Source organism: Ruegeria sp. R14_0 (genome assembly GCF_017743975.1).
GTDB lineage: Bacteria > Pseudomonadota > Alphaproteobacteria > Rhodobacterales > Rhodobacteraceae > Ruegeria.
The window spans coordinates 188,039-204,721 of record NZ_JAGHRC010000005.1; the positions used below are offsets into that span (position 1 = coordinate 188,039).

Here is a 16,683-nt window from a genome sequence, read left to right on the forward strand (position 1 = left end):
AAAATGCAAGCGCTTACATAATAGCTTTCATCGGGCGGCGGATGCGTTTAGACTTATAGGCAAAAGCAAATTGCAGGTTTGGAAATGGCGAAACTTCGGTCAGCGCCGACACTGGATGACGTCGCCAAGTTGGCGGGTGTTTCGACGGCAACGGTCTCTCGTTGCCTCAACAATCCTGACCGCGTGGTCGAAGCAACGCGCCAGCGCGTTCAGACGGCCGTTGATGCGTTGGGCTACACGCCGAACTTTGCCGCGCGGGTCATGGCGGCCAAGCGTTCGTTCACGATTGGCGCGATCATTCCTACGATGGAGAACGCTATTTTTGCTCGTGGGCTTCAAGCCTTTCAGGAAGAGCTGCACCAGCGCGGATACACTTTGCTTGTCTCAAGTTCCGCCTATAAGCCCGAGATCGAAGAGGAACAGATCCGCACCCTGATCGCGCGTGGGGCAGATGGGCTATTGCTGATCGGTCATGATCGCGATCCCAAGATCTATGACTATCTGAATCAACGGAAGATTCCGGTTCTGAGCGCTTGGTCCTATGCGCCCGAGTCCCCTGTGCCATCGGTCGGATTTGACAACCGCGCGGCCATGTTCGAGCTTGCGCGACACGTCATCGAGTTGGGGCATAGAAGGATCGGCGTGATCTCAGGTATCGTCGAAGGCAATGACCGTGCCCGCATGAGGGTTGAGGGCATTCGCAAAGCGGTCGACAACCTGGGCGCTGAAACTCCGGCCATTATCGAAACCCCTTATGAGATTGAAAACGGTGCCAGCGCATTCCGCGACCTGATGCAGGGCGAAGCGCCGCCGACCGCAATCCTGTGCGGCAACGACGTTCTTGCGGTTGGTGCCTTGCGACAGGCGCAAGAGATGGCGTTGGACGTGCCCGGCGATGTATCAATCACCGGATTTGACGACATCGAACTGGCCCGGATTGTCTCGCCCGCACTGACAACTGTCCATGTTCCTCATCGCGAAATGGGGCGCAAAGCAGCCCTGCAACTGATTGAGATGGTCGAGAACCAAACCGCAGCCGAAGGTGAGCAACTGGCGACGCGTATCGTCAATCGCCGATCATTGGGAAAGCCTGCTTTGGCCTAGGCCACCTCACCCTCCATCGTGCGGAAGTCATCTTTGAGCCACGGGTGTTTGGCGCACATCGGTCGGGTAAAATGCTGTCGGATCAGCTTGACCAGAACTTTCTGAAGCAGCTCCGACGTCGCCTCGGGATAAACCTCGGTCGTGAACAGCGATACAGTGCGCACAAAGTTCCTACCCGGAAACGGCATGGCTTTGACACTATTATGGAAACGCTGAGTTCGATGGAAACAGGCGGCCGTCGTGATGGCCCAGCCACTGCCCTGCGCGACCAAACCGATGATAGATTGGTTGCACTCCAGCTCGAACCTGTTCGGCAGGCTGAACTTGCTGCGGGTCAGCTGAGTCTCGATCTGCTTTCCGATCATGTAGTCGCGTGAATACCGCAGCAATGGCAGATCAGCATCCTCATCGAACAGGTCCTCGGTCGTGCCGTTATAGCTGTTAGGCAAAACGACTATGAACGGATCGCGCATCAAGGGATACTCGATCAACCCTTCTGTGCGCTCGGTCGGTCGCGTGGCGACCCCCACATCCAGTTTGTGTTCCTCCAACTTGGCAATGATTTCGTGGCTGGGGCGCGTGAAATGACGGAAATTGCAGCGTGGCAAAGCCTGCGCCATGAAGCGGACCAGATCGGGCGCGATCTGGTTGTCAAAATCGTTGATCAGGGCCAGCCGCAGATCGGTGGCATGCTGCCAATTGCCTGTGCGGATTTCGGCCTCTCCACGCTTCAGAACCATCAGACCATCGCGGACGTAGCGCGAAAAGACCTCGCCGGCGGGGGTCAGACCCATGGGTCTGCGCCCGTGGTCGACCAGTTCGATGCCCAGCGCTTTTTCCAGGCTGCGCAGGTGGTTCGAGACCGTACTGATAGACAACCCGGTTTCAGAGGCGACCTGTTGAATCGACCCGGATTTGGCGATCAACTGGAACACTTCCAGCCATCTGAGGCTCAGAGATTTGGACATTTGCAACGACCGTTGTTTCGATTTATTCGAAACAACGAAGCAGAGATACTTCGTCACGGCAATGGTGAAATTGCCCTTAACCTTTCATCCGATCAAAACCCGGATCGTAAGGGGACGACGGAATGACGGTCGCTTTGACACGTTCTCCACAGCTGTCCAACTCCATCTCACAACCGTTCTCGGCAAAAGCCGGGTCGACAAACCCGTGTGCCAGATTCAAGTCCGTGCGATGCCCCCATTCGCCCGAAGTAATGGTGCCCACAACCCGGTCGCCTTGCATCAGCGATGCACCGGGATGCGCCGGGGCACGGGTCGCATCGATCTGCAGCGCCACCAACTTCTTACGCAGGCCTTCTGATTTTCGCTTGAGCAGCGCGTCGCGCCCAATGAAATCCCCTTTCTCCAATCGTACGAACCGGTCCAATCCGGTCTCAAAAGGATCGAATTCTGTTATCAGGTCCGCTTTCCAATGCAGAAAGCTTTTTTCCATCCGCATCGAGTCGACCGCGCGTGCGCCGAACAGTGTCAGCCCAAACGCCTCACCCGCCTGCCGCAACGCGACGTAGGCCGCGTAGAGCGACGCATTGGGCACATGGATTTCATAAGCCAACTCTCCTGAAAAGCTCAGGTTCATGACAGTGGCCGGGGCAATCCCCACAAAACACTCCCGCAAGCTGAGCCAGGGGAAGGCCGTCGCAGACCAATCCCCACGCGCGCAGGCCGACAGCACGTCCCGCGCCTTGGGGCCTGCGAGGACCAGAATAGTCTGATCATTCGTCAGGCTGTTCAGGTGCACGTCTTCCCCGTCCTGAACATGCTGGCGCAGCCAATCCATGTCGTGAAACTCGCTGGCCGCGGCAGAACCGTACCAAACGCGCGCCGGCCCGCGGTCACTGGCTGGCAGATTGGCAACCGTGGCTTCGGCCTTGACCATGCCGTGTTGGTTCAACAGATAGCCCAGCCCGACGCGCCCGTCGCGACGGGTTACGGCACCGCAAAACATCCGGTCCAGAAAGGCATGCCGATCTGCGCCGGTTATTTCAATCCGGTTGAACCCGTTCACTTCGGCCAGCCCAACACCGGATTGAACGCTTCGAACCTCGGCGGCGATCACGTCGAATGTTTCGTCAAAATCGAAACTATGCGTTGGTTCGAAATCTTGCGCGGGCTTGATGTAATCCACCCTTTCCCATCCGTTGACCACGGTGAATTCAGCCCCTTCAGCGGCCATTATGGGTGTCAGAGGTGTCGTCTTGGCCGGACGCCCAGCGGGACGATGTTCGTGCGGAAAGTGGAACCGGAATTCGTTCTGGTAGTCTTCGATGGCCTTGAGCGCCGTCAACTCAACATTCGCATGCCCGGAAAAACGTCGAGGGTCGAGGCACCAAGTATCGTAACACGCTTCGCCATGCACGATCTGCTGGGCCAGCAACCAGCCGTGCCCGCCGCCTTCACCCAACCCCGCGCGCAGGCCGATGATGCAGAACGCGTTGCGCTTGCCCGGTATTGGCCCGACCAGCGGCGCTCCGTCGATCGTATATGTGATCGGTCCGTTGACCACGGTATGAATGCCGACCTCCATCAGAGCAGGCATCCGCGCAAAGGCGCCTTCCAACACATCTGTTACCCGGTCCAGATCGTCCGGGCACAGGGCATTCACAAAGTTCGGATCAATCCCGTCCATGCCCCAGGTCTTACAATCCTGCTCGTAGAAACCGACGAGCAGGCCATTCTTTTCCTGCCGACAGTAATAGTCGCTGATCGGACAGCGCAGCAGAGGCATCCGGTGCCCGGCATCACGGATTGCCTGTATCTCTTCGGTCAGGAAATACTGATGCTCCATCGACGACACCGGGTGGTGTACGCCCATCATGGCCCCGACCTCGTTGACCCGGTAACCGCAGGCATTGACGACGATGTCACAATCAATATCGCCATGCTCAGTCTGCACGGTCCAAGTGTCATCGCTGTGCTGCACCAGCCCAGTGACTGGCGTGTTCCGATACACCTCGGCCCCGGCCTTGCGGGCACGACGGGCCAAAGCCTGACACAGCTGCGCCGGATCAATGTCGCCATCCATCGGGTCCCAAAGCCCGCCGATTAGGTTTTCGGTTGAAATCAGCGGATGCCGCCGCGCACATTCGTCGGCGTCAATCACTTCGAAATGCACATCCATGCCACGCGCCATTGAGGCGAAATGGCGATAACCCTGCATCTGACCTTCGGTATTCGCCAGACGTATACCACCGTCCCCGTGGTGGTAGTTGATCGGATAGTCCGGGTCGTCCGCCAGTTCCTTGTACAATCGGATCGAGTGCGACTTAAGGCCCACCATCGTTTGGTTCATACCAAAGTTGGTCACCTGTGCCGCGGAATGCCACGTGGTACCTGAGGTCAGCTCGTTCCGCTCGACCAAAACCACATCCGTCCAACCTTCCTGCGTCAGATGATACAACGTTGAACATCCGGCGATCCCCCCACCGATCACAACAACTCGGGTGCGCGACTTCATTGGCTCTGCTCCGTTAGGTCTGGCCAAACCTTGCGGAAGAACGGGTTCAGGCGACAACCGCCCAGATACGCGTCCTGAAAAATCGAAACTGCGATTTCGGATTCTGAAAACAGTAATTCTCCTTTGCTGACGGCTTGGTCTGCCGCTTACGCTGCGAAAAATCGCAAAATGGGGTTGGACGGGATGGCATCCGAAGGATCTAAACGCAGTGGTAGAAAGGCGCGGCATGCCCAACGTGCTGCAAAACCTGTCGTTGATCCCTGCCCGCCCGGTCAGACAGGTGGGAGGTTCAAACCTCTGACCCAAGCTGAGATCGAGCGTATTTTCGACACCGCCTTGCAGTTGTTGGAACACCTTGGAATGGGCAACGTCCCCGACCGACTGGCTGCCGATCTTCGGGCGGCAGGGGCACAGGATGGTCCACAGGATCGACTGCTGTTTCCGCGCGAAATGGTACAGCGCACGATCAATACCGCCGCCAAGGCATTTGTGTTCCACGGTCGGGACGAGAGCCGCTCAATCACGGTGGGCGGCGACCGTGTTTATTTCGGAACCGGCGGGGCTGCCGTGCAAACGCTGGACATCGAAAGCGGGCTGTACCGCCCATCAACGCTGACCGATTTGCATGATTTTACCCGATTGCAAGACACGCTGGCCAATGTCAGCTGGTTCACCCGGTGCTGCGTGGCGACAGACGTGCCAGATGTGTACGATCTTGACGTCAACACGGTTTACGCGCTGGTCCGCAACACAACCAAACCTGTGGCGACGTCTTTCACTCTGGCTGAACATGTCCAGCCCATTGTCGAGATGCTGGATATCGTGGCCGGCGGTCCGGGCGAGTTTGCCAAACGTCCCTTTTTGAAAGCCCATATCAGCCCGGTGATTTCGCCCCTGCGTTACGGCGAAGATGCGGTCGACGTGGTCTATGAATGCATCGCGCATAACATCCCGATGTCCTGCATTACGGCAGCGCAGGCCGGTGCCACCGCCCCCGCGACGCTGGCCGGGTTTCTGGCGCAATCTCTGGCCGAGACGCTGGCCAGCCTTGTGATGGTCAACACGATCGAGCCGGGCTTTCCCATGGTGTTTTCCAACTGGCCTTTTATCGTGGATCTACGCACCGGGTCCTTTGCCGGCGGCAGCGGAGAAACCGCCGTCCTGAACGCGGCTTCGGCGCAGATCACCAACTGGTTGGACCTGCCTTCGGGCGTCGCAGCCTCGATGACGGATGCCAAAGCAATCGACGCGCAGTACGGCGTGGAAAAAGGGATGACGTCTCTGGCCGCTGCTTTGGCCGGGGGGAACCTGATCTATGAAAGCTCGGGCATGACCGCATCGCTGCTGGGCGCAAGTTTTGAAGGCTTTGTGCTGGATAACGAAATGCATTCGCACACCTACCGGGCGCTGCGCGGGATAGAGGTGACCGAAGAAAACCTGGGCTTTGACGCCATCTGTCATTCGGTTCTTGGGGACGGGCATTTTTTGGGCAGCGAACACACATATGCGGCGATGGAGCGGGATTACTTCTACCCCGAACTCGCCGACCGACAAGAGCCGCGCACATGGCAAGAGGATGGGGCCAAGGACGCATGGTCATCCGCCCGCGACCATGCCAACGAGGTCCTGAGCAGCCACCACCCGCAATACCTGACTGCCGAGCAAGATGCCGAAATACGCAAACGTTTCCGTATTCTGATCTGAGCCGTTAGGGTCACTGCGAACAACAGCAAAGGATGGGGTCATGGCCGATTCATTTTTTCAGCCGGTATCGGCGATGGAGCTTGCGCGTTTTGCCGGCATCCCCTCGTTTATGCGCCTGCCCAGTCTGGATCTGGAACACGACCGCATTTCAGATGTTGAGGTTGGTTTGGTCGGCATTCCATGGGACGGCGGCACCACCAATCGTCCCGGCGCACGGCATGGACCGCGACAGTTGCGCGACTTTTCCACGATGATCCGGGCGATGAACCCGGTGACCGGTGTTGCACCGTTCTCGCTGGTCAATTGCGCCGATCTGGGCGATGTCGCGCCCAATCCAGTCGATATCGAAGACACACTGAACCGGGTCACCGACTTCTATGCGGCTTTGCACGCCAAAGGCATTACTCCTCTGACAGCTGGCGGGGACCACCTGACCACGCTGCCCGTCCTTCGCGCGCTGGCCGCCAATGGCCCGGTGGGCCTGATCCAGTTCGACAGCCACACGGACCTGTTCGACGGCTATTTCGGCGGTCACAAGTTCACCCACGGGACTCCGTTCCGGCGCGCTGTCGAAGAAGGTCTGGTCGATCCCAAGCGCTTTGTGCAGGTCGGTATCCGCGGGACTGCCTACAACACCGAAGACATCGAATGGGGTGAGGCGCAAGGCATCCGCATCATCCGCATCGAAGAGCTGTTCGACCGGGGCATCGACGACGTGATGACCGAGGTACGTGGCATCGTCGGCACAGAACCGACCTACTGCACCTATGACATCGACTTCGTTGACCCGACCTATGCGCCCGGCACTGGCACGCCCGAGATCGGCGGGCCGAACAGTTTTCAGGCCCAACAAGTGATCCGGCAAATGTCCGGGGTCAATCTGATCGGTGCCGATCTGGTTGAGGTATCGCCCCCGTTCGACCCGAACGGAGGCACAGCTTGGCTGGGTATTTCGCTGATGTTCGAATTGCTATGCGTTCTGGCACAGGCTGTTGATGCGCGGCGCTAGCCGACGTTTTCGGCGATCATCGAAATCATCTCGAACATCACCGCTGCTGCCGTTAGCGCGGTGATGTTGTTCGGGCTGTCCTTAGTCGGCATCATGCAAACCACGTCGCCACCCACAATGTTCAACCCGCGCGCGGCGCGTAAAATACCAACCGCCTCGTCTATATCGAACCCTTTCTCGCCGGGTTCCAGATTGGACACCGCAGGCGCGACGGTCGGGTCGAGGCAATCCAGATCAAAGGTGATGTAGACCGGTCGGTCGCCCAGAACCGCTTTGGTCTGGGCCACGACATCCTCAAGCCCGCGTTGGCGAAACTCGCGCATCGTGACAATGTTGTAGCCATAGTCGTAGGACGGTTGCAGCCAATCCAAACTGCGCGGATGTCCACGTAGGCCGATCTGCATGGATCGCGTAGGGTCCACCTGCCCCTGATCTGCCAGATACGCGCCCCAATGCGCCGCCGACTTTTGGGCACCCAGAAAGTGATCGACCTTTGTGAACACGTCTGTATGGGCATCCAGATGCAGAAAGCTGATCGGCTCGCCGCCTGCCAATTTTCCACGACCCAGCGCCTGAACGATGCCGCCGGTGATCGAGTGATCGCCACCGATTGACACGGGTCGCGCACCGGCTGCGTCGATGTCTTTGTAAAAGGCCGTGATCCGCTCAATGCAGTCTTCGTTGTCATTGGCCTTCGGAAATGGAACATCTCCCACATCCGCGATCCGCGCGCTGGCCCAAGGGTCAATCTCGAACACCGAATGCACGCGCCGCTGTACGGCCGAAACATGCCGCAAGGCGCGTGGCCCCAGGTGCTGATCCCGCTCGGTCGTGCCATTGCCGGTGGAATGCGGCACGCCGACCAAGGCGATATCCTGTCCTTCGGGCCCGACATTGGGACAGCGGAACATCGTCGGAATTCCCCACCAATACAGGTTGTCCATCATGGACTGTTCATAGCGGTCGGCCATCTGCACCTCCGGTCAAAGAAAAACGCCCCCGATCGGAACCGGAGGCGCTTGCGTTTAGATTTTCTCGTCTTCTCGCCGGAAGGCACCCTGGACGATCCGGTCCATGACCATGGCCAGGAACAGGATGGCAAACCCGCCCAGCAGGCCCGGCCCCTTGGCCGCATATTGCAGCGCCTCAAGGATTTCCTTGCCCAAACCGCCGCCGCCAATCAGCGAGATGATGACCACCATCGACAGACACATCAGGATGGTCTGATTTACGCCCGTCATGATGGACGGTAAGGCAAGCGGGATTTCCACATCCTTCAGCAACTGCCATTTCGAGGCGCCAAAGGCCACCGCAGCCTCTTTGATGCTTTCAGGTACACCGCGCATCCCCAAGGCTGTCAGGCGGATCACCGGTGGCATACCAAAGATGATCGTGGCCAGAATACCCGGCGGGTTACCGGTGCCAAAGAAGGCAATGATCGGGATCAGGTACACGAATGCAGGCAGCGTCTGCATCAGGTCCAGAACCGGCTCAGCCGCGCGATAGGCGCGTTTGGATTTACCAAACCAAATACCCAGGGGGATGCCGAAGACCACGCACAACAAAACGGCCGCACCAACCAGAGCCACCGTCTCCATCGCGACGTCCCAATAGCCCAGCAGCGCGATATAGGCCAACGAAGCGGCGGTAAAGATCGCCACCCGAGGTCCAGCGGCCCGCCACGCGGTCACGCAAATCACCAGCATCACAACCGGCCAGGGTGAGCCAATCAGGGCAACCGTCAGCGCATCCAGAACTGATCGAACACCGGCCACGATGCCGTCAAAGACGTCGCCGCCCGCAGCCGCAGCCGCGTCGATCTGCGCCTCCATCCAGCTTGCTACAGTCGAAAACAACGTCCCGTTGCCTTCACCCAGGATCATCGCCGAGACTTGCTGTTCGGGGAATGCATCCAACAGCGGAAGCGACGCATTGACGGTGAACTTGTAGACGATCAGCGGCCCAATCGCCGCGACAAGAACAGCGCCCAGAACCGTGTTGCGGGTCGAACGACCGCTTTCGGTTTTGTCAGGGTTGATCCGCCAGTTCGAGTACTGCTTTTCATACACACGGTCCGCGTAAAACCCCTGCACCACCTTGAAAACCAGCAGCATCAGCAGGCCCGTTATCATGATCCCAAGCGACTCGGACTGGGCTGCAGCAGCTCTTTCCAAGCTGGCATCCGCAGCTTTTTGGATATTTGCCGCAAGCTTGTTGAAGCGGTCGATATCCGCCTTTTCGGTGGCAGCGGCTGCGCGCTCCAACAGTTCATTCGCGCGGGCCTGTTGGCGTTCGGCTCGTTCTGCCAGATCAGCGCCGGGGTTGCCCCAGGCACCGCGTCCGATCTGAACCCAGGCGATGATTTCCAGGATCAGGAACGTCCAGAACATCCCCCAAATCGCACGTGAGGCAGACCAGAACGGTCCCAGAACGGCGGCCCAGACGTTGAACGTATTGGGTATGCCGCTGGTCGCATCATGAATTTTGTGGAACGCGTTGACGTAATATTCACCGTTCGGCCCCGCAAATTCGTGGATCGAGCGGTCCAGTGTCTCGCGATCGACTTCGATGTCCGAGGCGGCAGTGACCTTCAGTTCTGTGGTTGCATCAGTCATTTTTGCCCCCTTGGATTCCGCGCAGCAGTCGCGGTTTTGTCACCACGCCCACGTCGCTGCCTGCATCGGTGATGATGACTGGCAGGTCCGTATTGACGGCAAGGTCAATCAACTGGTCCAGATCGGCCCCTTCATCCGCGCGCGGCGCGCCCTCGGTCGGGCCAGAATAGCTGTCCAGCGGCTCCATGATCGAATGCGCCTTGACCAGTTTCAGCTTTGAGATGCCTTGAACGAACTCGCGCACATAGTCATCCGCCGGATTCATGACGATGTCCTCGGGCGTGCCGATCTGCACGATCACGCCATCCTTCATGATGGCGATGCGGTGACCAATGCGAATGGCCTCGTCCAGATCGTGCGTGATGAACAGTGTGGTCTTTTTCAACTGCGCCACCAGCGCCTTGAACTGGTCCTGCAACTGCAGGCGGATCAGCGGGTCAAGGGCCGAGAACGGCTCGTCCATCAACAAAATCTCGGGGTCCGAGGCCAGCGCGCGGGCAATCCCAACCCTCTGCTGCATACCACCTGATAGTTCTTTGGGCAGGCGATCCTCATAGCCCGTCAGGTCCACCAGACCCAACGCGTGATCAGATACCGCCCAGCGTTTCGATTTCGAGACTTTGCGGATTTCCAAAGGATAAGCCACGTTATCCCGCACCGAGCGGTGCGGCATCAGTGCCATGTGCTGAAACACCATCCCGATCTGCATCGCCCGAATGCGGCGTAACTCGGATTCTGAGATTTTGGAGACATCCTGCCCCATAATCTCGATCTTACCGGCGGTCGGCTCAATCAGGCGATTGACGTGGCGCACCAGGGTCGACTTACCGGACCCGGACAGGCCCATGATGCAAAAAATCTCGCCTCTTGGCACTTCGAATGTCGCGCCTTGCACCCCAACGACGCAGTTGAATCTCTCCAGAACTTCAGGTTTTCCAATCCCCTCGCTCCGAACCGTTGCCATGGCTTCTTCGGCTCTTGCGCCGAAGATTTTCCAGACATTTTCTAATTTTACGACAGGTTCGTCCATTTGCCCCTCATCTACGGAGACTATCCCCGGCAAATACGCAAAAGGCCGCCGCGAACTTTCGCGACGGCCCTTAGTATGTGTGCTTTAGTTGGTCAGCCAGCCGATAACGGTGTCTTCGTTGTCGGCGACCCACTGTTGGGCAAAATCGGCCGCTTCGACATTGTCTACGGCAAGCGCTTTACCCATCGCGCTCAGGTCGTCACCCTGCATCTGGAAGTTGCTGAAAAGGGCTGCGACCTCAGGATAGCTGTCTTCCAGCTCCTTGGCATAGTGCAGGTGCAAAGTCGCGCCGTTCCATGCGCTGGACGCCTCGGACTTGCTCAGCCAATCCGGGTCGTCGGTAGGCTGTACGATGGTCCAGGTTGCCGGGTCATGCGCCGGTTCTTCCAGAACGGTAAGGTCCTGCGTCACAAAGATATAATGAGGGCTATAGCAGAACCCAATCCAAGGTTCCCCCGCCTTGGTCGCATTCGCCAAGTTGGCATAGGCGATGGTTTCTTCGTACTCGGTCAGATCAAAAATCTGGTCATAGCCATAAGACTTGGCCCTAATCTTTTCGACCACGGTCGAGGCCCAGCCGGGTGCGCCAATCCAGACCTCTGGAGTGCCATTCCCGTCCGTGTCGAAAATGGCCATCTTGTCAGGGTCGCTCAGATCATCAATGGATGTGATGTCGTTCTGTTCGGCAATATAGGTCGGGACGCACATACCCTGTTCAGCCTGAACCGGGTTTTCGTTCATCACAACAGTGCCGTTGTCCTTGACGTATGTGTCGTGCAAGTTTTGCTGGTTCGGCATCCACACTTCGGGGTGAACGTGCATCGCACCGGAATCCATCGCCTCGAACACGATTGGGTTTGTGCCGTTTTGAAGCTCGACATCCAGGCCCAGATTTTCTTCGATCACGACTTCAAGGATATGCGCGGTTGCATTCACCGAGGCCCAGTTCGGCACGCCGATCACAATGTCTGCGGCAAGAGCTGGACCCGCGACAACAGCGGATGCGCCTCCCAGTAACGTGGCTAGTTTGTTCATTTGGTGTCTCCATGTTGGTTGTTTGCGGTGCCGTTATTCCGTGCCTACAGGCCGTTGCGCACCTTACAAACAGTGTCGGAAAGCCGTTACTTCCCCCGTTTTTTTGTTCAGCAGCGCAGTGCACCCTGCTGATGTAAAAATTCAAGCACGCGGACGCCCCACCCTCAAGAGTTACGTCCTACAAACCGTCTCATTCGGAATTATCATAGATGAGTTTTTGTTTTTCGAAATATACAATCATGCAGAGTGATCGATGGATTTCCCAGATCAATGGCCGGTTTATCTCTTGATCCAGGCGCTGAAGCAGAAAAACTGAGCCTCAAAAAGCAGACGCGGAGCTGCCAGACCGGCCGCTCCGCGATGCACTGTGATCAAAAATGCATCAACCGCGAAATGCGGTCTGAACTCAGTTTTTCCGCCGTTTCGGAACGGCATCCCCACCCTTGGCAGCTTTGGCAGCTGCTGCACGGGCCCGGTTCTTCTTGCTGCTTGGTTTACCCTTTGGAGGCGGCGGGCCTTTTGCGACCTTTCCGCCACACTTTGGCTTGCCGTCTTTGGGTGTGCCCTCGCGCGGGCTGCGTGGTTTCGATTTGACGCCTTTGGGCTGGAACTTGGGTTCGCCGGCTTCGGCGCGCTCGGACCTTGCCGGATTGGACTTCCCATCCGTAGACGCGCGAGGCTTACGACCGTCGGGTTTTGAATTGTCCTTGCGGCGCGGCGGGGTCTCTTTCCAATCGGGCCTGCCGGTCTTTGGCCGCGGCTTTCCCTTGAAGCCCCGTCCCGGCTTGGGCCGCTCAAAGGCCGGGACGTCCGGCGCACCTTCCAATTGCACGACCTCTTTCGAACCTTCGATCGTCATCTCGGATCCCAATGCGGTCAGAAAACCGGGAACACTCTCCTCGCGGATTTCGACATAGGATAAGTCATCGGCAATTCGGATCGCCCCGATATCATCCTTGGTCAAACCGCCTGCTTTGCAAATCATGGGCAGCAAATGTCTGGGCGATGCGTTTTGGTTGCGCCCTTCCGACAGGGAAAACCACACGCTTGGCCCAAAGGCGGCGCGAGGTTTCGGACGCTCTGACGTCACCGAGGCCAACTCTTCCGGCGCCGAGTGGCGCAGTTTGTACTGACGCAGATAGGCCGCCGCGATTTGCTCCGGTGAAAATGCGTCGACAAGATGCTGAACAGCCGAGCGTTCGCTTTCCGTGATCTCGGCCTGCCAGTCATCTGAGGCAAACATTCGATCCTGATCGCGCGCGTTCACCTCATCCGCCGATGGGGCCACCCCCCAATCCGCAGTGAGCTTGGCAAACTTCAGGATCCGTTCGGCCTTTTTGCGCGAGGACGGTTCGACCACCAACGCGCTGACTCCTTTTCGCCCGGCTCGTCCCGTGCGCCCCGAACGATGCAAGAGTGTTTCATGGGTCTTCGGCAATTCGGCATGCACCACCAGATCCAGGTTCGGCAGGTCAATCCCGCGAGCCGCAACATCTGTGGCCACGCAGACCCGAGCCCGCCCGTCCCGCATGGACTGCAGTGCATTGGTTCGCTCGCCCTGCGTCAGCTCGCCCGAGAGCGCAACAACCGAGAACCCCCGGTTGGACAACCGCGTGGTCAAACGCGACACCATTGCACGTGTATTGCAAAAGACGATGGCATTGGGTGCCTCGTAGTATCGCAGCACGTTGATGATCGCATTTTCACCATCCCGCGGGGCAACCATCATCGCGCGGTATTCGATGTCGGCATGCTGCGTCTGTTCGCTGACCGTACTGACCCGCGCTGCGTCGCGCTGATACTTCGTCGCCAGATTGGCGATCGCGCGTGGGACGGTGGCAGAGAACAACAGTGTTTGGCGATCTGATGGGGTTTCCTCCAGAATGAACTCCAGATCTTCGCGAAAACCGAGGTCCAGCATTTCGTCGGCCTCGTCCAGAACCACGGCTCGGATCGCAGTCAGATCGATGGATCCGCGCATGATATGATCCCGCAGCCGCCCCGGAGTTGCGACAACAATATGCGCCCCGCGCGCCAGTGCACGGCGCTCATCCCGCATGTCCATGCCACCAACGCAGGACGCCAGATAAGCACCGGCCTCCGCATAGAGCCAGCTCAGCTCCCGCTTTACCTGCAATGCCAGCTCCCGCGTGGGCGCAACAACCAGAGCCAAGGGCGCACCGGAGGCCCCGAATGTGTCAGCTTCACTCAGGATCTGCGGAGCAATCGCCAGCCCGAAACCGATGGTTTTGCCTGATCCGGTCTGAGCCGACACCAGCATATCGCGCCCTTCCAAATCAGGCTGCGTCACAGCCTGCTGAACTTGTGTCAAAGTGTCATAGCCCTTGCGGGCAAGCGCATCTGCGATGGTTTTTTTCACGGTGGTTTTCTTTGCGTAAGACGAGAGATGCAGCCTAGCACCCGGCGCATCATCCATGGGTAAGGTCCGCCCTTTAGCTGGAGTTTTAACCAATGTACAGCCGAGTCTTGCACCCGCCCTATTGCACACCTTCATCCCACCCGGAGCACGGACAGCAGACTAAAAAATGGTCGCGCCGAATTTATGAGCGTACACATCCAGATATGACACCTACGAAAAGACCCATGGGGATGGCTTACTGTTCTTGAAAAGTGGTGCCCGGGGGCGGTGTTCTATTCCCGTTACAGGCACTTCTTCAGCCGGTCTCTCCAGCAAAACAAGGGGTATGCGACGGGCTGTGTCGCTGTCAACAGGCACCATATGGTCTACGGAATGGTCTACGCCTGCTGTGAGAGTCCCTCAGCGACTCCCGGAGGATCAATGCGGTTCCCGGGGGCTCTCGCTAATTCCCATTTTTTTCAGGCACTTAAAGATGAGGTTGCGAGTTGAGCAACAAATGAGCAACAAAGTGACAGACCAAATCGAGGAACAAGAAGGGACTAGAAAGAATGGTCCAACTTATTCTCAAGTATGACCAAGACTACCTTATATGGTATCAGTACCAACATCCCAATGACCAAAATTACTAGCGTCCAATGAGTTTCCGCCGAACTTACGAAGTTGGCTGTTGCTTCGAGTGAAACCCCTTCTGGCGTAGAGTAGTCTATTGAGCCAGTTTTTGCCAACCCAAATGCTGACGAGACGATTGACGAAGCAAGTGTAATGGTTCCGTAGGCGATAAAAACTCTCCACGCAGCATTTATCATTCGTCGAGGGCTAATATCGCGATAAGCCCAGTAGATCAGCACCCCACAAACCGACACAACCGCAAAGCTGATCTGGAGGAGGATTACCTTCATCGACAAGGTATCAATTGCTGCCAGAGTTTCCTCCGGCAGAAAGGTCAATCCGACCCAGACCAGTAGCAGGCAAAAGGTACAAACACCAAAAATGGAAGTTGCGAGCCAGAAGTCAGGGCCGCGGGAACTTGATGGCTTCAATGTCTTTAACTATCGCAGTGGAAGGAGTGAAGGGCGTTTTTCATTCGCAACGTAATCAACGCTATAACTGAAAACACAAAGAAAGCGGTGAAACTGGGAAACAAGAAACTAGGGGCCCCGGAAACAATTCCGTGGACAAAATATGCGACGGCTACAAGCGTCACCAACACTGACAGGGCAAACGCAAAATTGGCAGAGAGGCTCACCCATGTTGGTACCTTTGGTAAGTTCGACGACCTCTGAAGAACCGACTTCTCCGTTCGACGGATGACAATTCGATTTATCTCGTTTGGGTTGGTTTCAGAGACGATCTTAAGAATGGCTCGTGTTCTATACTGACGAGGCTTCCTTTGAAAAAGCTCGAGCTCAAAAGTTGGGGTTACATCTTCTCCGTTCCTCGACGTAGAAGTATCAAATTCCCACTCCGTGGCGAGTCTAGCGATAGACATCTATTTCTTCCCCTGTAACAAAAATATCGCTCTTATCCTTGTCCCCGAAATGCTCTTTTGCACACTCAGCCTTCTGCTTTGCCTTTTCCAACTCCGAAATTAGGTTGGAAACGTCGTCTAAGTCTAGAGCAAGATGAAGCGTTACATCTTTTTGCATATTTGCGCGATCAACATATTGAATCTTTAGAGTTTGAGAGACAATTGATCCAACTATTGTAGCCCTGTCTTCGTCAAAAATTGGGCGTACATCAGTCACAACGTTACCTGACACCAGTAGTTTCTCGAAGTCGGTGCTCAGCTTGAGTGCCTTTGCAGGTAGCCTTATCCATTCGGACTTCAGTAGACTCAGCAAAGTTTCGCGTATTTCGCCCAAACGTTCTTTAACATCAGCGTCTAATTTGGTTGCCTCAAGACCTCCGTATAAGCTGTCTATAACTTCTTCGGCATCAACTTTCTTTTCGCGTCTAAAGTTATCCAGCGAGATCAACTGAGTACATAAAGCAACTGCAAACTCTTCATTGTCCGAAAGCTCAATGACAGTGTCGAGCAGGCTGGTAGCCTTAATCGAGGGCTTTGAACCCGAAATCAACTTTTCCGCGATCATCACAAACTCTTCCGTGGAAATGCTTGCAATCCTTGAAAACGCTTTGGCTTGATGCGGTGCGACTTTTAGCTGGCCCAACTTTGCGCCCTTCCGTTAGGGTTTCTTATCGCCTGAAACAACTTAGTGCTCTGAAACCATTAACATACCTTGAAGCTGTTAACGACGCGCGTGTCAACCTCAGAACGTCCTCCGGAGTGAGCAAGGATAGCTCCACCAGCGACAGCACTCTTTCG

11 protein-coding genes are annotated in these 16,683 nt (G+C 56.8%); 3 read left to right on the top strand and 8 right to left on the bottom strand.

The window, feature by feature from the left end:
• Positions 1-84 precede the first annotated feature (84 nt).
• Positions 85-1,104, top strand: coding sequence for a LacI family DNA-binding transcriptional regulator (locus J7416_RS15625; protein WP_209226094.1), 1,020 nt, complete (start codon positions 85-87; stop codon positions 1,102-1,104).
• Here the strand turns inward: J7416_RS15625 and J7416_RS15630 are convergent.
• Together J7416_RS15630 and J7416_RS15635 are read right to left on the bottom strand one after the other, a co-directional pair.
• Complete coding sequence (locus J7416_RS15630; protein ID WP_209226095.1) at positions 1,101-2,072, bottom strand: LysR family transcriptional regulator; 972 nt, start codon at positions 2,070-2,072, stop codon at positions 1,101-1,103. The two genes, J7416_RS15625 and J7416_RS15630, sit on opposite strands and share 4 nt — an antisense overlap.
• 76 nt (positions 2,073-2,148) lie before the next feature.
• Positions 2,149-4,584 carry an FAD-dependent oxidoreductase gene (locus J7416_RS15635; RefSeq protein WP_209226097.1) on the bottom strand — a complete coding sequence of 812 codons (2,436 nt, stop codon included), beginning with the start codon at positions 4,582-4,584 and terminating at the stop codon, positions 2,149-2,151.
• Positions 4,585-4,767: 183 nt separating this feature from the next.
• Between J7416_RS15635 and J7416_RS15640 the strand changes: the two genes are divergently transcribed.
• Positions 4,768-6,288, top strand: a complete 1,521-nt coding sequence (locus tag J7416_RS15640) for a trimethylamine methyltransferase family protein (RefSeq protein WP_209226098.1) — start codon at positions 4,768-4,770, stop codon at positions 6,286-6,288.
• Positions 6,289-6,328: 40 nt separating this feature from the next.
• The gene (locus J7416_RS15645) at positions 6,329-7,297 is read left to right on the top strand and encodes an agmatinase (RefSeq protein ID WP_209226099.1); all 969 of its coding nucleotides are present in this window, start codon (positions 6,329-6,331) and stop codon (positions 7,295-7,297) included.
• Here J7416_RS15645 and J7416_RS15650 read toward each other — a convergent pair.
• From J7416_RS15650 to J7416_RS15675, 6 genes are all read right to left on the bottom strand, one after another.
• Positions 7,294-8,268 (bottom strand): arginase family protein, encoded by a 975-nt coding sequence (locus J7416_RS15650; protein ID WP_209226101.1) that lies wholly within the window; start codon positions 8,266-8,268, stop codon positions 7,294-7,296. The two genes, J7416_RS15645 and J7416_RS15650, sit on opposite strands and share 4 nt — an antisense overlap.
• 54 nt (positions 8,269-8,322) lie before the next feature.
• On the bottom strand, positions 8,323-9,912 hold the full coding sequence (locus J7416_RS15655; RefSeq protein WP_209226102.1) for an ABC transporter permease subunit: 1,590 nt from the start codon (positions 9,910-9,912) through the stop codon (positions 8,323-8,325).
• Positions 9,905-10,942, bottom strand: coding sequence for a glycine betaine/L-proline ABC transporter ATP-binding protein (locus J7416_RS15660; RefSeq protein ID WP_209226103.1), 1,038 nt, complete (start codon positions 10,940-10,942; stop codon positions 9,905-9,907). The genes J7416_RS15655 and J7416_RS15660 overlap by 8 nt, the downstream gene beginning before the upstream one ends.
• Positions 10,943-11,026: 84 nt before the next feature.
• On the bottom strand, positions 11,027-11,977 hold the full coding sequence (locus J7416_RS15665) for a glycine betaine ABC transporter substrate-binding protein (RefSeq protein WP_209226105.1): 951 nt from the start codon (positions 11,975-11,977) through the stop codon (positions 11,027-11,029).
• A gap of 406 nt (positions 11,978-12,383) precedes the next feature.
• The gene (locus tag J7416_RS15670; protein ID WP_209226106.1) at positions 12,384-14,357 is read right to left on the bottom strand and encodes a DEAD/DEAH box helicase; all 1,974 of its coding nucleotides are present in this window, start codon (positions 14,355-14,357) and stop codon (positions 12,384-12,386) included.
• A 1,475-nt stretch (positions 14,358-15,832) separates the two neighbouring features.
• On the bottom strand, positions 15,833-16,528 hold the full coding sequence (locus tag J7416_RS15675) for a hypothetical protein (RefSeq protein ID WP_209226108.1): 696 nt from the start codon (positions 16,526-16,528) through the stop codon (positions 15,833-15,835).
• Positions 16,529-16,683 lie beyond the last annotated feature (155 nt).